We start from the raw sequence: 16,169 nt of genomic DNA on the forward strand, positions 1-16,169 counted from the left end.
GTGCGCTGCGTGGCGCGGCTCGGTTCAGAACCACCTTCGACGGCTGCCGTCGAAGGTGGTGGCGTGCTGCGCTCAGATGAGCGGCGAGGCGCGACGTACTGGCCGACCGCAGGCCTAACCGGTGACCGAGGGGCCGTTACCGGGCGCAGACGCCCAACTACGCTGGCGTTGAGCAGGAAACGCGTCGTGGGGGATGTCATGGCAGATCCGACACAGTTCGACCACGACCGCATCAGTCACCTGCTGGCGGACCGGCTCCTCGAGGTGCCGGCCTTCCAGCGGAGCTACTCGTGGGACGAGGGCAACGTCGCGGACTTCTTGTCCGACCTGGAGACCGCTCGCAAGAAGAGCACGAGCTACTTCCTTGGGACCGTCGTCTTTGCCAACTCCGCAGACAGCGCCCGCCAGCAGATCGTCGATGGTCAGCAGCGGCTCGCGACGACGGCGATCCTTCTGGTTGCGATCCGGGATGCGCTGCGCGACTTCAAGAAGGAGAAGTCCGCCACCCACATCGACGAGACCTACCTGCGCGGGTACGACCTGGACTCGGAAGAGCTGGTCGAGCGCATCGTCTTGAACCCCGATGACCAGCCGGTGTACGACCTGCTTCTCGCACGGGCGCCCCTGCCCGCCGAGGGCGACTCCCCCATCGCTGACGCGTACCGGCAGTGCACCGCCTACCTCAAGGAGATCGCCCCGAGCGAGAGCGACTACCGGCGACTCATCGAGATAACGACCCAGCTGGACGAGGAGGTTCAGGTCCTCGTCGCGGTGGCGCACGACCTCCCCGAGGCCTACGTCATCTTCGAGACCCTGAACGACCGGGGCGCCGACCTCACTACCGCCGACCTGCTGAAGAACTACCTGTTCAGCCAGGCCAAGCACAACTTCACGTTCGTCCAGGCGGCGTGGACGAAGATCAGCGGGGACTTCGACAAACCCGAGGAGTTCGTCAAGTTCCTGCGCTACGACTACATGTCCCGCCATGGGCACGTGACCACCCGGAAGCTGTACAAGGCGATCCAGGACGACATCGGCACCGGTCACACCAAGGTCAAGCAGTACGTCCAGCAGCTCGACAGCGCCCGCGCCACCTACCTCGCGCTCAAGGACGTGGACAGCGCGCTGTGGGACTCCCTCGATTTCGACATGCGGGACTCCGTGCTCGCTATGAGGCGGTTTGGCCTGGAGAGCAGCTATCCACTGATCATGGCCGCCTTCGCCAGGTGGGGCGACGACAAGGTCAAGGCGGCCAGGCTCTTCACCAAGGTGACCAACTGGTCGATCCGTGCGCTCTTCGCCGGCCGCCTCGGCGGCAGCGTGGCGGAGAAGGCGTTCAGCAAGGCGGCACAGATGGTCAGCAACGGCACGGCGAAGAATCAGGTCGACGTCCGCGATGCCCTCTTGACCATCATCGTGAGCGACCGCGAGTTCACGGACGACTTCCGGGCGTTCGGCAACATCGCTCTTCCCCGGGCGAAGTACCTGCTGGCCATGCTCGAGCGTGCACATCGCTCCAAGCTCGGCGAGACGCTGGACGGGCTGCCCGACTGGAGCAGCCGGACTGTCACGCTCGAGCACCTCATGCCGCGGGCCGAAGCGAAGAACGACGCGGTGAAGCTGACCTACGTGGAGACCCTGGGCAACATGGCTCTTCTCGAAAGGCAGCTGAACAAGGGCCTGGAAGACAAGCCGTTCGCGGAAAAGATCTCCGCCTACGGCACGTCGGCCTTCCGGGTGACCGCCGCCCTGAAGGAACAGCAGTCGTGGACCAAGGACGACGTCGACAAGCGCGCAATGGATCTTGCAGCTCTCGCGCCTGCTGCCTGGCCCCTCTGAACTGTCCGCCTTGCTACCAGTTCATCGCCCAGAGGGGTTAGCGACCCCCAGCGAGTCCGAACGGGCCGCCAGCACAGCACCAACGGCGGTCCGTGCGGACTCGTCGCTGTCTGGCCACAGGTGCCCGTAGGTGTCCAGCGTCGTCTTGGCGCTGCCGTGCCGGAGCCGGTGCTGGACGACCTTGACGTCGAGCCCACTGCCGATGAGCAGCGACGCCAGGTAATGCCGCAGGTCGTGGAAGCGGAAGGCGTCGGGAAGCTCGGGGACCGTCGGCCGGGCCGAGCGGATCGCGCGCTCGATCGCCCATGTTGAGGTCCGCAGGCCAGCGCCGTCGGTGACGACGTGGTCCCCGCCCCATCGCGCCACCGCCGCCGAGAGCTCCACCGACAGCTCCTGCGGGATGGGCAGCGGCGTGCGGGACGTCTCACTCTTGAGCGGCTCGCCGTCGCCCTGCTGCACCGGCCGCACAACGCCGCGCATGAAGTCGACGTCCCAGACCCGCAGTCCCACGACCTCGGCGGTGCGCAGCCCAACGAACGCCCCGAGCAGGATCGCCGGGCGCAGGTGGTCGGCGACCGCGTCGTGTAGCGCCCACACCTGCTCGGTCGTCGCGACGTACGGGCGCTGACCGCCGGCCCCTGGTGAGGTGCGGCGCGAGCACGGGTTGCGCGCCAGCAGCCCGTCGTGCACGGCGTCGCTCATGACTTGGGACAGCCGCGAGTGCAGCGCATAGACGTAGCTGTCGGCAAGGCCGGCGGCCTTGAGCTCAACCGTCCACGAGCGGACCGAGGACGGCCGCACCGCCGAGAGCGGCATCGGACCGAACGCGGCGGTGATCTGGGCGATGTGCACCCGCGCCTGCCGCACCGTGCGGGGGCGGCGAGTGGCGTAGCCGGCCAGCCAGGTCGCGCACCACTCGGAGACAGTCGTCCGAGCGGTCTTCGGGTCAACGTAGGTGCCGGTCACCTGGCTGGTCGTGACCTCGTCGAGCCACCGCTGCGCCTTGGACTTCTCCTTGTCGGCGAAGGCCTGCGTGACCTCTTTGCCCGCGGCGTCCTTGTAGCGCGCCCGGTAGCGCATGCCCCGCCCGTACCGGGGGCTCTGCACGCGCTTCCCCGTGGCCGGGTCGGTGACGTACCACCGGTCCTGAATGCTGCGAAAAGGCACGAGCTTCTCCGATCTGCAACTCAGGCGGAGCGAGGATGCCGACCCAGCATCAAGAGGTCGATCGCTCGGCGGCGACCCGCGCTTCGAGCGCCTCACGGGCCAGTTGGGAGATGGTCTTGCCTTCGCGGTCGGCGATCTGGGCGGCGCTGTCCCGGACGCGGGGATCGACGCGGAAGGCGATGCGCGGTGAGACGGCGGCCCGGCCGGTGAGGGAGGGGCGGCCGCCGCGGCGCCGGACCTCGTCGACGATGTCCGCGGCCTGCTGCTCGGTCAGCCGGGTCCCGTCGGCTAGCCGGACGTCGTCCCGGTCGAGGTCGACATCAGGTCCGATCGGCGTGCTGGAGGTGATGGGCGGCGGGGTGCGCTCGGTCACGGGCTTTCTCCTCGGAGGCGGGTCGGCATGACGTGGATGACCAGCAGGTAGTGCTGGCCGCCGTCGGCCGGCTGCACCTCGACGGCGATGATCTCCAGTTCTCGGCCTCGTTCGTCGAGGCCGATGTAGAGCCAGGCGTCGGCCCCGCTGGTCGCGGTGACCGGCGTCGGTCGGGTCTCGGCCAGGACGTGGCGGGCGGAGGTCCGGCCGACGCGATGCTTGCGCGCCGACTGGGTGAACCGGATCTCCAAGCCATCAGTATTGTCAGACACAACATGATCCGTCAAGATTGACCTGCGCGGTCCTGGCCGTGCTGGGCGTCGACCCAGGCGCGCACGTCGTCGGAACGGTAGAGGACGCGGCGGCCGAGGCGGAAGCTGCGCGGGCCGGTGCCGAGGTGGCGCCAGTAGCGCAGCGTGGCGACGGGGGCGCGCAGGAGCTCGGCGGCTTCGGTGATGGTGAGCAGCTCAGGTTCGCGGCTGGTGGTGTGGTCAGTCATGGTCGGCTCCGGTGTAGTCGGTGGGCTGGGCCCCGTCACCTGCAGAAGGCGCCAATCGGGGTCCCTTGGTGACAGCCGACCGCCAGATCCTGCCGGGATTCTCCTGTTGGTCTGCAGTCGCCGGTGCGGCTCATCGCCCGAGGCCGGGGGCGGCGCCACCCCGGGTGAGGGACGGACCACGGCGCTCGGACTCCGGCCGCGGAACGTCGGGGTGCGCGTAGCGGGCGGCTTCGGTGGCGGCGAGCTGGGCGGCGTGGGCGGGGCCGAGGTCGGCGCGGTCGCGGCCGAACACCGCCATCCACTGCTGCCGCGCCTCGGCCAGGTCCGCGGCCACCAGGTGCGCGGTGTTCGCAGTGCGGCCGCGGGTCATGCCGACGTAGGCCGACGCGGCGCCGGTGTGCTCGCCGATCACCACATGCGAAGAGGTGACGGTGTCGCCCTGCACGCCGTGCGCGGTGTTGGCGTAGGCCAGCTCGACGTGGGCGGTGACGTAACCGGCGGGCAGCAGCCGCTCCCCCGCCCCCGCCGGGGTGACACCCGGGGTGACACCGGCCGGGACCGCGCCGGTCGGGGTGACGTCGGCCGGGACGACGGCCAGCGCCCCGGAGGGACCGACGGCGGTGACGGTCCAGATGTCCCGGTTGGCCACGCGCAGTGCTCGGTCGTTGCGGCGGGTGGCGATCCGGTCCCCGGCGCCGATCCGCTGCCCCGCCCCGGTGACCGCTACCCGGACGTCATCGACGAGCCCGTCGGCGACTCGCCTCTCCCGGATCGCGGCGCCCAGTTCGGCGGCCTGCTCGCGGGTGTCCACCACGATCGCTGCCTGCTCGCCGCGGCGGTGGTGCTCAGCAGCGAGGGCGGCCAGCGCCACGGACAGGCTCGCATGATCGGGGTGCAGACGCATTTGGCCGCGGGCGGCAAGGGAGTCGAACACCCGGCCTGAGTCGTTCCCGCCGCGCATGGCCAGGGTCAGGTTGGCGTACTCCGTGTCGGGCACCGTCTGCCCGGCCTGGTTGGTGCGGGTGAAGCGGTGCACCCGGTCGAGGGTCATGTGCGCCGCCGGGTCGACCCGGCGCACGGCGAGGTCCAGTACCCCGCCGCGGCCGACGGCGGCGAGCTGGTGCCGGTCCCCGAGCAGCGCCACCCGCACGTGGTGCTCGTCGGCGACGACCAGCAGGGCTCGGGCGGTGTCCTGGTCGAGCATGCCGGCCTCGTCGACGACCAGCAGGTCCCCGGGAGCGAGGTGGGCTGCGGCCCCCGGGCCGGCGTAGGGGACGCCGGTGACAGGGTCAGCCTGGCCAAGGTTGAGCCGGGTCCAGGTGCCGTCGTCGGTCCAGCGCCAGCCGTGCTGGAAGGCCAGCCAGGCTGCCGAGCCGGCGGTGGCGCCAACCTCGGCGGAAGCGACCCTGGCCGCCTTCAGGGTGGGGGTGACAACCACCAGCCGCCGCCCCTGTTCGGCCAGTCGTCTTCGAGCCGCGGCCAGGGTGGTGGTCTTGCCCGCTCCGGCCGCGCCTTCCACCACCACCAGCGGCCGGTGCCCGGCGAGCGCGGCCGCGGTGCCGGCCTGCCCGGCATCCAGCTGCTCCCCGCCGGTCACTCGGTCCGGCCGTAGGTCGGCATCTGCGCCGTGGTGGGTGCCGCGGGCGGCGAGGCGGGCGGCCAGGTCGGCCTCGACCTCGAGCACCGCCGGGGAGGTCCAGGCCCGGATGTGCTCGGGTACCCCGTCGCGGTCCAGCAGCGGAAGGCAGCGGTCCTGGGCGCGGGCGGTGAGGTCCTCGGCCAGCTCGCCGCGCACCGCTGCCGCAGCGACGACGCCGGCGGCGGCGGCGAGCAGCCGTTCGGCCTCGCCGCGCAGGTCGGCGGCGTTCCACGCGGAGCGGCCGGCGGCCAGCCGGGTGAGGATCTGGTCGGCTGCGCGGTCGCGGTCCAGGACGCCGATCGGGGTGGGCCGCAGCTGGAGCGGTCGGTCGGGATCGCGGTAGCCGAGGGCGGCCAGCTCGGCCCTCCACCGCGCGGTGAGGTCGGCCCCCGAGCGGGGGATGACCTTGTCCGGGCGGCCGTCGGCCCATGCCCGGGCGTCCCATGCCCGCCGCAGCGCCGGCCCCGGAGATTCGCCGGGGTGCGCGGCCATCCAGTCGCGTTCGTAGCGGTCCAGATTGCGCCCGATCTGCGCCGCCCGGGCGCTGAACGGACCGACGTACTCGGCGAGCTCCAGTATTTCTCCAGTCGCATCGACGGTGTAGCCGTGGGCGGCCAGCGCGGCACGGAATTGCGGGTCGCAGGCGACCGCGGCGTGTCCGATGCCGTTGATGGCAGCGAGGAAGTCACGCACGCCGACGGTGTGCAGCCCCCGCCACTGGTCGGCGGCGAACACTCGGGCGTTGATCTGCAGGTGAAGATGCCGGTGCGGATCTCCCGCGCGGGACGTGTAGTGCCGCACCGTCACCGCCTCCAACGCCTCGAGCGGCACCTGGGCCTGGCCGCCGCGCGGGCCGACCCGGGTGGTCGCGTGGGCGGCGAGCCAGCCGATGATCTCGGGCGCGGCACGGTCCTGGGCGGCGTCGTAGGCGGCTGCGACGTCGTCGTGCACCGCGGCGGCCAGGGACCAGGACTTCGGACCATTGACCACCACCTCCACGAACCTCACCGCCCGCTCGTCGGTACGCAGCCGCCCGCGTGGCGCGCCGGTGTCCGGGCCCCGGCCGGCCACCCAGCTCTCGTAGGTCTCCCCCGTCAACGGCGCCAGCTCCTCCACCCGCCCGGCGGTGGCCGTGAAGCGGCGGGCCAGGCCGGTGCCCTCGGCCAGGTAGTAGTCATCAGCGCGGCCTCGGTCGGCCTCCAGATACGCCCGCGCAGCCGCCGCCGACCCGGCGTACACCTTCATTCCGCCATGCAATTTCCGCGCCACCCAACAATGACCAACATGTCACCCCCAGAAACGACGGTGGGCCCCGCAAGGCGGGGCCCGAACTACCCCTATTGGTAGCATGCGTGCCGTTCTGTAGTAAAGACCTGCTTGTTAGCGACGAGCGTTGGCCGCTATATTGCAGGCGTCATTTCATTGGCCATTAACAATAGTCGCTGACCGTAGACAGGATGACAACTGGCCGGTTCCTCGCGACGATGACGTCCCGCTGTGCGGGTGGCACCGACTCACGGGCCTCTCAGTTCTTCCGCACGGGCGGTGGGGTGTTGGGTGCCGTGCAGCGGACGGACGACGCAGCTCTCTCGGCCATGAGGAGTGTCATGAGGGTGTCCCGGTTGTCCCACCGCTGCGGGACAGGTCACCGGGCGGGTCTTACGGGGTGCGGTCCCGGGGACTCTTCCCTCCCCTGCGACGTTCCCGGTTGACGTTCCTCTTGCGGGACCGTCATCAGCGCCGGAAGCCTCGGGCTGATGGTGACACTTCAGGCAGAAGCTATGGATTGGCTGGCTCGTAGCAGGTAGCGGGCGAAGACGTCCTCGGAGGGTGGCTTCCGTGTCAGCCGACGGGACCTCTACCGGGGCGCGGACGTGGACCGCTGGGTGGCAGAACAGCAGCCGGCCCACTCACCGCGCCGATAGGCCACTTGGACGAAGGGAGCCGATGGCATGGGGCGCTCTTACGCGAGCGGTCCCTGTCCACCACGGTTGCGGCGGCGAACAGCGAGCTTGCAGATGGGCGGCGCGTTCATGACTTCATCAGCTCGCCTGTCTGCGGACGACGCGGCGGCGCGACTACTGACACAGTCACACTGCGGCCCCGGCGCGGTGCGGCCGTGTTGGTGGCCGTAGGTCAGGTCTTCCACCAGCCGATGAAGTGGTGCACCGGGCCGTGTCCGGAGCCGATACCGAGCGACTCGCCGGCGGCGAGGGCGGCCTGCAGGTAGTCGCGGGCGCCGTCGACGACCGGCAGCCAGTCCACCGGGGGTCGCCCGCCCTGGCGGGCGACGAGCGCGGCCACGGCGGAGGACAGCGTGCAACCGGTGCCGTGCGTGGCGGAGGTATCCAGCCGCGGGCGCGAGGTTAGCCGGACGCCGTCCGGGGTGGCCAGGACGTCCACGCTGAGGACGCCGCCGAGGTGACCCCCCTTGACCAGCACCGCCCGGGGCCCGAGCCGCAGCAGCGCGAGCGCCTGCTCGGTCAACTCGGCGACCGACGTCGCGGGGGTGGTGTCCAGCAGCGCGGCGGCCTCGGGCACGTTGGGCGTGATTAGGTCGGCGAGGGGCAGCAGATCGATGCGCACGGCCTGCACCGCGTCCTCGTCGACCAGCCGGTCCCCGCTGGTGGCCACCATCACCGGGTCGCAGACCACGGGTCCCGGACGCCGCTCGGCCAGCACGGCCGCAACCTCCCGGACGACCGGTGCGGTGCCCAGCATGCCCAGCTTGGTGGCCTGCACCGGCACGTCGTCGAGCAGCGTTCGCAGCTGCGCGCCGACGAACTCGGCCGGCACCGGGTGCACCCCGGTGACCCCGCGGGTGTTCTGCGCCGTCAGCGCGGTCAGCACCGCCGTCCCGTAGACGCCGAGGGCGCTGAAGGTCTTCAGGTCGGCCTGGATGCCGGCTCCCCCGCTCGGGTCGCTGCCGGCGACGGTCAAGGCCACGGCGGTCACCGGCCGCCATCCTGCCCATAGGCGCCCTCGAAGAACGCGAGCTCGAGCTGCATGGCCCGACGGTAGGCTCGGCACACCGCGGGCGTAGCGGTCGCATGTCGGTCGAGCAGCCGCTCGAGGGTCGCGGCCAGCGCGTCGAACTCCGGCGCGGCGTAGGTGGTGATCCACTCGCCGTAGGTCTCCTGCGACCGCCCGGACAGGGCCTGACCAAGGTAGGCGTACAGCCGCATGCACGGGGTCATCGCGGCGCACGTCAGCCCGACGTCGCCGAGCGAGGCGGTGGCGATCAGGAAGTCGGTGTAGGCCAGCGTCGCCGCGACCGGCTCGACCGCCGCCAGGTCGATCCCCCACCGGGCCGCGTACGAGTCGTGCAGCCGCAACTCCTCCCGGACGCCGGCCAGCATGTCGGCGAACGCCTCGAGCGAGGCGCGATCCCGGCTGTACGCGACAGCCAGCGCATACGCGCGGGCGAACGCCTCCAGGAAGAAGGCGTCCTGCGCGACATAGCTCGCGAACCGCTCCCGCGGCAGCGTCCCGTCGGAGATGCCGGTGACGAACGGGTGCGCGAGGCAGACCGCCGCAAGATCTGCGTTATCGGCCCACAGCCGCGCGGCGAGCCCGGACGGCGTCGAGGTCACCGAGCCTCCACCGCCATCTCCCAGAACGCGATCTCAGCGGCGACCACCTCAAGGAACACCGCATCGGCGTCCACCGGGCCGGCGCGGTCAGCAGCCACCTCCAGGCCAGCCACGTACTCGGCGAACACCGGCACGGTCCAGTGCTCGACGAATTCCCGGTATTCCGGCGCGCCCGGCCGTGCACCGGACCACGCGTCGAGGTACGTCCGCTCGATCGTCCACAGCGCGACCAGAGCGTTCGGCACGTCAACCGAGTCGAGGCGATCAAGCAGCTCCGCGTACCCCGCCGTGGCCGGCAGCGCCGGCGCCGCCAGGTCCAGGCTGCGGGCAGCCGCCTGCTGCTCGAACCAGCCCAGCTCCTCGACCAGCGCCGTCACGCTGCCGGCCAGCACCGACTGCGCCTGGCGGGGCGCCCGGGCCAGCAGCCGGGCCTGGAAGCGGAGCAGGTCGGCGACGAAGCGCGCGTCCTGGACCAGCCAGGTGTCGAAGGCGGCCGCCGGCAGGGTCCCGTCCCGGACGGCGTCCAGGAACGGGTGGCACACGGCACGGCGCCACACGGCGGCGTGGCGCTGCAGCAGCTCGGCGACCGGCACGGCGGCGACTCTACGAGGTGGCTAGGGTGGGATTCGACACGGCGGAGCCGTGTGCGGGAGCTCGGGGCAACCGGGCTGAGAGGGCGGCTGAGCGCGCCGCCGACCGCTCGAACCTGACCGGGTAATGCCGGCGTAGGGAGCGATCATGAGCACGTCGAGCAGCATCCGCACGGCCGGCCCCACCCCGGACGCGCCACTGACCCTCACCGAACCACCCCCACGGACCCTCGGCCTGCGCGACGCCCTGGGCCTGTGGGGCAACCTCGGCATCAGCCTGCTGCTACCGGTGGCCGCCGTCTTCGTCGTCCTCCCGGGGCGGCCGCTGTCGGAGACCCTCGGCGCCATCGTCCTGGGTTCGTTCATCGGTGCGGTGCTCCTGGGCCTGGCCGCGGCCGCGGGCGCGCGCGAGAGCGTCCCGGGCATGGTGCTGCTCCGCGGCCTGCTGGGACGGCGAACCTCCTACGCGCCCACCGTCCTCAACCTGGTGCAGTGCGTCGGCTGGGCCACCTTCGAGATCGTCATCATCGCCGAGGCCGCCTCCCGGGCGCTGGACGCGCCGCGCTGGCCCTTCGTGCTGGCCGCCGGGATCCTGGCCACCGCGATGGCGCTGCGCCCGCTGGGCGTGGTTCGGGTGCTGGCCCGCTACGCGGTCTGGGCCGCGCTGGCCGCCGTCGTCTACCTCTACGTGCAGGTGCTGGCCGAGCCGCTGCCGCCGCTGGAGGGCGGTGGCGCGACGTCCTTCTGGACGGCGACGGACATCGTCATCGCGCTGCCCGTCTCGTGGTTCCCGCTGGCCGCCGACTACACCCGGCACGTGCGCAGCGGCCGGGCGGCCTTCATCGGCTCGTCGGTGGGTTACGGCCTGGCGACCGTCGTGATGTTCACGCTGGGTGTGCTGGCCCTGGCGGCCTACGGCAGCGCCGGCCTGGACGTAGTCGACGCGCTGCTGGCCGTGCCGCTCGGCGTGATCGCCGTCCTTGTCCTGATCACCGTCGAACTCGACGAGGCCTTCGCCAACGTCTACTCGACGGCGATCTCCGCGCAGAACCTGGTCGCCCGGCTCGACCGGCGGCTGCTGGCCGTGGGGGTCGGGACGGCGGCGACCCTGCTGGCACTCTCCTTCGACATCGCCGCCTACGAGCCGTTCCTCTTCCTCATCGGTGCGGTCTTCGTGCCGCTGGTCGGGGTGCTGCTGGTGGCCTACTGGTCGACGCCGCGCGGGCAGTGGGACACCTCGGACCGCGCACCGGCCCGCCTGCTGCTCCTGCTGCCGTGGATCGCCGGGTTCCTCGCCTACCAGCTGACCCTGCCGACCTATTTCACCGGACCGGGCCAGAGCTGGACCGCCTGGTGGACCGCCCGGCAGGCCGACCTCGGCATCGACCCGGGCAACGGCTGGTCGGCCTCGCTGGTCAGCCTCGCCCTCGCGACCGCGCTCACCGCGCTGATCGTGCTGCCGGGCCGGCGCCGACGGCGCCTCAGTCGAGTGAGCGCGTGAACCGGCCGCCCCTGGGACCGCTGCACGTCCTCACCGACGCGCGCGGCGGCCCGCAGGCGCTGGCGGCGGTGGCCGCGGCGGTGGCAGCGGGCGCGCCGGTCGTCCAGGTGCGCGCGAAGGACTGCACCGACCGGGTGCTCTACGAGTTCGCCGGCCAGGTGGTGGACATCTGCCGGCCGGCCGGGGCCACCTGCCTGGTCAACGACCGGGTGGACATTGCGCTCGCCGTCGGCGCCGCGGGCACCCACCTCGGCGCGGACGACCTGCCGGTCGCGGCCGCCCGCCGGGTGGCCGGCCCCGGCCACCTGATCGGCGGCACGGCCCGCGACCCGGAGCTGGCGCGCCGGCTGGTGGCCGAGGGCGCCGACTACCTGGGCGTGGGACCGGCGTACCCGACCACCACCAAGACCGGTCTGCCCGATGCGCTCGGCCCCGCCCGCATCGGGGCGGTGGCCGCGGCGGTGGCAGTACCGGTGATCGCCATCGGCGGGATCACCGCCGAGCGAGTGCCCGAGCTGCTCGCCGCCGGTGCCGCGGGGGTCGCCGTGGTGGGCGCCGTCTCGGGCTCGGCCGACCCGGCGGCGGCGACACGGCAGCTGCTTCGCGCCCTGGCCGCCCACGTCCGATGACCGACGTCGCGGTCGCCGGCGGTGGGCTGATCGGGCTCTCCGTCGCCTGGCGGGCAGCGCAGCGCGGCCTGTCGGTGAGCGTGGTGGACGACGCCCCCGGCAGCGGGGCCTCGTCCGCGGCGGCCGGGATGCTCGCCCCGGTCACCGAGGTCTCCTACGGCGAGGAGGCGCTGCTGCGGCTGTGCCTGGCCTCGCTGGAGCGCTACCCCGCCTTCGTCGCCGAGGTGGAGCGGGCCGGCGGCGTCCCCGTGGAGCTGCGCACCGTCGGCACCCTGGTCGTCGGCTTCGACGAGGACGACATGCGCCAGCTCGACGCGCTGCACCGCTACCAGCAGGAGCTCGGCCTCTCCGCCGAGCGGCTCACACCTCGGGAGACCCGCCGCCGCGAGCCCTCGCTGACCCCGCGGGTGCGCGGCGGGCTGGCCGTCTCCGGCGACCACTCGGTCGACGGCCGCGCCCTACACGCTGCCCTCTCCACCGCCGCCGCGGCCGCCGGAGTGCGGTTCGTGCGCGAGCGGATCGCCGACGTGGAGGTGAGCGGCGGCCGGGCCGCCGGCCTGTGGACGACGGCCGGCACGCTGGTGCCTGCGGACGTCGTCGTGCTGGCGATGGGCGCCTGGAGCGCGACGCTGCCGTCGGTCGGCGCCCTGCCGGTGCGCCCGGTGAAGGGTCAGATTCTGCGGATGGCCGGGGCCGCCGACCTGCTCGAGGGCACGGTCCGGGCCCTGGTCCGGGGCCGGCACGTCTACCTGGTGCCCTACGCCGGTGACGGCCTGATCGTGGGCGCCACCGTCGAGGACCGCGGGTTCGATGCGGCGGTCACCGCCGGCGGCGTGCATGACCTGCTGCACGACGCGATCGAGGTCGTGCCCGGCGTAACCGAACTGGAACTGGTGGAGACCCTGGCCCGCTGGCGCCCGGGCACCGCCGACAACGCCCCGGTGCTGGGACCATCGGAGCTGCCCGGCCTCGTGCTGGCCACGGGGCACCACCGCAACGGGGTGCTGCTGACGCCGATCACCGGGGATCTGATCGGCGAGCTGCTGGGCACCGGCACGCTGCCCGAGCTCGCCGCTCCGTTCAGCGTCGATAGATTCGGAGGACGATGACCGTGCAGGTGACCGTCAACGGCGTGGCCACCGACGTGGCCGAGGACACCAGCGTCGCCGCGCTCGTCGCCGAGCGGGGCGGGCGGCACGACCGCATCGCGGTGGCGCGCAACGGGGACGTCGTGCCGCGCAGCGGCTGGGCCGCGACCCGGCTGGCGCCCGGTGACGACCTTGAGATTCTCGCCCCGACCGCAGGAGGATGACGATGACGACCTCGGAACTGGCCCCCGCGCTGGAGCGCGAGGAGGCCGGCGACCCCTTCGAGCTCGGCGGGGAGACGTTCACCTCGCGGCTGCTGCTGGGCACCGGTGGGGCGCCGAGCCTGGAGGCCTTGGAGCGCGCCGTCCGTGCCTCCGGCACGCAGCTGGTGACGGTGGCGCTGCGCCGGGTGGAGGCGTCCTCCAGTGCGTCGATGCTGGAGGTCCTGGACCGCTGCGGGGTGCGGCTGCTGCCGAACACCGCCGGCTGCCGGACCGCGCGGGAGGCGGTGAAGACCGCACAGCTGGCCCGGGAGGCGTTCGGCACGGCCTGGGTGAAGCTCGAGGTCATCGGCGACGAGCACACCCTGCTGCCCGACGCCGTCGAGCTGATCGACGCCGCCGAGCAGCTGGTGGCCGACGGGTTCACGGTGCTGCCCTACACCACCGACGACCCGGTACTGGGGCGCCGGCTGGAGGACGCCGGGTGCGCCGCGGTGATGCCGCTCGGTTCGCCGATCGGCAGCGGGCTGGGCATCCGCAACCCGCACAACATCGCGCTCCTTCGCGACGCCGTCTCGGTGCCGCTCGTCCTCGACGCCGGCATCGGCACCGCGTCGGACGCCACGCTGGCGATGGAGCTGGGCTGCGACGCCGTCCTGCTCGCCTCGGCGGTCACGCGGGCCCGGCGCCCGGAGCGGATGGCGCTCGCGATGCGCCAGGCGGTCGAGGCCGGCCGGCTCGCCCGTGGGGCCGGCCGGATCCCGCGTCGGTGGCACGCCGAGGCGTCCACGCCCATGGAGGGCCTGCCGGAGCTGTGACCCCGCCGCCGTTGCTCGTCCTGACCGACCGGTCGCAGTGCTCCCGGCCGCTGCGCGACGTGGTGGCCGCCGCGGTGGACGCCGGGGCGCGGGGCGTCGTCCTGCGCGAGAAGGACCTGCCCGACGACGAACGGGGCCGGCTGGCCGACGACCTGCGGGCGCTGCTCGAGCCCGTCGACGGCCTGCTGATCCGCGCCGGGGGAGCCGGCGCGGGGGTCGACGACGCGGTCCACCTCTCGGCCCACGAGCCGTTCCCGCCGCGACGGCCCGCGCTGGTCGGACGGTCCTGCCACTCCGCCGCCGAGCTAGCTCGCGCCCGCGACGAGGGCTGCGACTACGCCTTCCTGTCGCCGGTGTTCCCGACGCCGTCGAAGCCCGGCTACGGGCCGGCCGTGGGCGTCGACGGATTCGCCCGGCTGGTGGCAGGTGGACTGCCGACGTGGGCGCTCGGCGGTGTGCGGCCTGAGCATGTTCCGGCGCTGGTGGCGACCGGAGGATCCGGAGTCGCCGTGATGGGCCCGGTCATGCGTGACCCCGGCCTCGTCTCGAACTACCTCTCCGAGTTCGACTAGGCCAAGACCGCCTGCGACCTCCGCGCTGGACCGCGCCCCGAGGCAATACGCCCGCCGTCCGCAGGAGGGCCGAGCATCGAGCTCCCAACGGTTCCTGCTCCCACTGACAGACGTCCACTGTCCACACTCCCCCGACGCTTCCCACAACCCGCTCTATCCGGCTGCCGCTGGTCGGGGGAAGGGTCGGCCGGAGGCCGATCCCGCAGGGACGCGAAGCGCCCTTCCGGCGACCGAGGCAGCCGGCATGCTCATCGGGCTCGGGAGCGGATCGCAGCACCTCGAGCGTGACGACGCACGGGCCGAGGGCCCTGTCCCGCAGCCGGCCTGGACGACAGCGGATCGCCACCGCGCCGTCCCCTGGAGACCTGCCGCCAGTCCCCATCCAGTCCCCAAGACGCTCATCGCGGACCATCCTCTGCCGACGCTGACCAACGCAAACGCGCAGGTCAACAGGGCTACCCGTCGACAGCCGCAGGTCACCAATCACGCGGGACGAGTTCGCGATGTACTACGACATCTGAGTCGCGAGACAGCTGAGTCGTACCGCCACCGCGGCCCCCGTCCTGCACGTCAGGACGGGGGCCGCGGTGCGTCCCGGCTCCGCGAGTGCGCACTGTCCGGGGTCTCGCACCGCCGATGACCACGGACAGTGCGCACTCGCCGACTCAGCCGGGCACCGTCGTCAGCACGACCGTCGCGCCGCCGGCCTCGACCGCCTGGAGCGTGCGCAGCTGGAGCAGGGCGGGCTGCTCCGCGACCATGCGCGCGGCGTTGGCCAGCGCCCTCGTCGCCGCCACCTCCGACCGGGCCCGCTCCAGCGCCGCCTGGCCCTGGGCCCGCGCCACGGCGACGTCCGCCGCGGCCCGCCGGAGCTCCGCCGGGACCATGACGTCGCGCACGGCGAGGCTGTCGACGACGACACCGACGGCCTCCGCTGCCACGCCCACGCTCGCGAGCACGTCGTCCGGGAGGGAGCCACGGGCGGCGAGCAGCTCGTCCAGCGTGCGCGCGCCGACCGCTTCGCGGAGCCCGATCTGCAGCGCCGCGTAGACGAAGCCGTCGGAGTGCTCGACCGCCTCGTGCCAGCGCCGGGGGTCCGACGTCCGCACGGCAGCCGTGAGGCTCACCTTCACCGACAACCCGTCGGCGGTGAGCACCTCCTGGCTCGGCACGACGAGCAGCCGCGGCCGGATGAGCACCCGGACCACCGAGCGCCTGCGCCGCGACCTGCGGTGCCGGCCGGCCTCGAGGACCTCCTCGAAGCGGCCGTCCCGGTAGAGCAGGACCCGCTCCCACTCCTGGACCACGATCTTCACGTTCCCGCCCTCCTTCCCGTCGTCCACGGCACGCGGACCGTCCGGCGGGCGGTCGGGCACCGGACGGGGAGCGCGCGCAGCGCTGCAGACCGCCGGAGCCGGGTTGACCGCCCGCCGAACGGCATCGGGGGTCGAACCCGCGCGTTCCTGAGACGCTTGCCCACATGGACGCCCGCCGCCGACGCGCAGGACCTGCGGCGGCGATGCCGCCCGGCTGCTGACCACGGGCGGGACGGACTGTAGCGACGGCGCAGCCGTTCGTCCGCCGATTTCCGCGGCCGCCTGACCCGGATCAGCGCCGGCGAGTGCGCGCGACACGTCGTT

Annotated in this window: 15 protein-coding genes, 1 pseudogene and 1 riboswitch; of the genes and pseudogenes, 7 read left to right on the forward strand and 9 right to left on the reverse strand. The window is 72.8% G+C overall.

Annotation, left to right across the window (positions count from 1 at the left end):
- Positions 1-186: 186 nt before the first annotated feature.
- Complete coding sequence (locus tag CRP29_RS17495) at positions 187-1,839, forward strand: DUF262 domain-containing protein (RefSeq protein WP_097196321.1); 1,653 nt, start codon at positions 187-189, stop codon at positions 1,837-1,839.
- A 21-nt stretch (positions 1,840-1,860) separates the two neighbouring features.
- Here the strand turns inward: CRP29_RS17495 and CRP29_RS17500 are convergent, their stop codons facing one another.
- The 8 genes and pseudogenes from CRP29_RS17500 to CRP29_RS17535 all read right to left on the reverse strand — a co-directional run bounded on the left by CRP29_RS17500 (position 1,861) and on the right by CRP29_RS17535 (position 9,703).
- On the reverse strand, positions 1,861-3,006 hold the full coding sequence (locus CRP29_RS17500; RefSeq protein WP_097196322.1) for a site-specific integrase: 1,146 nt from the start codon (positions 3,004-3,006) through the stop codon (positions 1,861-1,863).
- Between the two features lie 49 nt (positions 3,007-3,055).
- A complete protein-coding gene (locus tag CRP29_RS17505; protein ID WP_097196323.1) occupies positions 3,056-3,379 on the reverse strand; it encodes a hypothetical protein in 324 nt (107 codons plus the stop codon).
- The gene (locus CRP29_RS17510; protein ID WP_097196324.1) at positions 3,376-3,630 is read right to left on the reverse strand and encodes a hypothetical protein; all 255 of its coding nucleotides are present in this window, start codon (positions 3,628-3,630) and stop codon (positions 3,376-3,378) included. The genes CRP29_RS17505 and CRP29_RS17510 overlap by 4 nt, the downstream gene beginning before the upstream one ends.
- Positions 3,631-3,662: 32 nt before the next feature.
- Positions 3,663-3,878 carry a helix-turn-helix transcriptional regulator gene (locus CRP29_RS17515; protein ID WP_097196325.1) on the reverse strand — a complete coding sequence of 72 codons (216 nt, stop codon included), beginning with the start codon at positions 3,876-3,878 and terminating at the stop codon, positions 3,663-3,665.
- 208 nt (positions 3,879-4,086) lie between these two features.
- A pseudogene (gene mobF, locus CRP29_RS17520) lies at positions 4,087-6,762 on the reverse strand (MobF family relaxase); the annotation flags it as partial.
- Between the two features lie 891 nt (positions 6,763-7,653).
- Complete coding sequence (gene thiD, locus CRP29_RS17525) at positions 7,654-8,472, reverse strand: bifunctional hydroxymethylpyrimidine kinase/phosphomethylpyrimidine kinase (protein ID WP_097196327.1); 819 nt, start codon at positions 8,470-8,472, stop codon at positions 7,654-7,656.
- Positions 8,469-9,110: a TenA family protein gene (locus CRP29_RS17530; protein ID WP_097196328.1), complete on the reverse strand. Its 642-nt coding sequence runs from the start codon at positions 9,108-9,110 to the stop codon at positions 8,469-8,471. The genes thiD and CRP29_RS17530 overlap by 4 nt, the downstream gene beginning before the upstream one ends.
- A complete protein-coding gene (locus tag CRP29_RS17535; protein WP_097196329.1) occupies positions 9,107-9,703 on the reverse strand; it encodes a TenA family protein in 597 nt (198 codons plus the stop codon). Before CRP29_RS17535 ends, CRP29_RS17530 begins: the two co-directional genes overlap by 4 nt.
- Positions 9,704-9,746: 43 nt before the next feature.
- Positions 9,747-9,859: riboswitch (TPP riboswitch) on the forward strand.
- Here CRP29_RS17535 and CRP29_RS17540 point away from each other — a divergent pair.
- From CRP29_RS17540 to CRP29_RS17565, 6 genes are all read left to right on the forward strand, one after another.
- Entirely contained in the window at positions 9,849-11,201 is a 1,353-nt protein-coding gene (locus CRP29_RS17540; RefSeq protein ID WP_097196330.1) for a purine-cytosine permease family protein, read from the forward strand. It overlaps the preceding riboswitch by 11 nt.
- Complete coding sequence (thiE, locus tag CRP29_RS17545) at positions 11,198-11,830, forward strand: thiamine phosphate synthase (RefSeq protein ID WP_097196331.1); 633 nt, start codon at positions 11,198-11,200, stop codon at positions 11,828-11,830. The genes CRP29_RS17540 and thiE overlap by 4 nt, the downstream gene beginning before the upstream one ends.
- Complete coding sequence (gene thiO / locus CRP29_RS17550; protein WP_097196332.1) at positions 11,827-12,939, forward strand: glycine oxidase ThiO; 1,113 nt, start codon at positions 11,827-11,829, stop codon at positions 12,937-12,939. The genes thiE and thiO overlap by 4 nt, the downstream gene beginning before the upstream one ends.
- Positions 12,936-13,142, forward strand: coding sequence for a sulfur carrier protein ThiS (gene thiS / locus CRP29_RS17555; protein ID WP_245852979.1), 207 nt, complete (start codon positions 12,936-12,938; stop codon positions 13,140-13,142). Before thiO ends, thiS begins: the two co-directional genes overlap by 4 nt.
- A 2-nt stretch (positions 13,143-13,144) precedes the next feature.
- Positions 13,145-13,957 (forward strand): thiazole synthase, encoded by an 813-nt coding sequence (locus CRP29_RS17560; RefSeq protein WP_245852981.1) that lies wholly within the window; start codon positions 13,145-13,147, stop codon positions 13,955-13,957.
- On the forward strand, positions 13,954-14,529 hold the full coding sequence (locus CRP29_RS17565) for a thiamine phosphate synthase (RefSeq protein WP_097196334.1): 576 nt from the start codon (positions 13,954-13,956) through the stop codon (positions 14,527-14,529). The genes CRP29_RS17560 and CRP29_RS17565 overlap by 4 nt, the downstream gene beginning before the upstream one ends.
- A 665-nt stretch (positions 14,530-15,194) precedes the next feature.
- Here CRP29_RS17565 and CRP29_RS17570 read toward each other — a convergent pair.
- Positions 15,195-15,845, reverse strand: coding sequence for an SPFH domain-containing protein (locus CRP29_RS17570; RefSeq protein WP_097196486.1), 651 nt, complete (start codon positions 15,843-15,845; stop codon positions 15,195-15,197).
- Positions 15,846-16,169 lie beyond the last annotated feature (324 nt).

The sequence above is a fragment of the Blastococcus aggregatus genome, assembly GCF_900221005.1.
Lineage (GTDB): Bacteria > Actinomycetota > Actinomycetes > Mycobacteriales > Geodermatophilaceae > Blastococcus > Blastococcus aggregatus.

Coding starts and splice junctions, on each gene's coding strand:
- CRP29_RS17515 (WP_097196325.1), bottom strand. CDS start 3,878: ATGACTGACCACACCACCAGCCGCGAACCTGAGCTGCTCACCATCACC.
- CRP29_RS17540 (WP_097196330.1), top strand. CDS start 9,849: ATGAGCACGTCGAGCAGCATCCGCACGGCCGGCCCCACCCCGGACGCG.
- thiO (WP_097196332.1), top strand. CDS start 11,827: ATGACCGACGTCGCGGTCGCCGGCGGTGGGCTGATCGGGCTCTCCGTC.
- thiS (WP_245852979.1), top strand. CDS start 12,936: ATGACCGTGCAGGTGACCGTCAACGGCGTGGCCACCGACGTGGCCGAG.
- CRP29_RS17560 (WP_245852981.1), top strand. CDS start 13,145: ATGACGACCTCGGAACTGGCCCCCGCGCTGGAGCGCGAGGAGGCCGGC.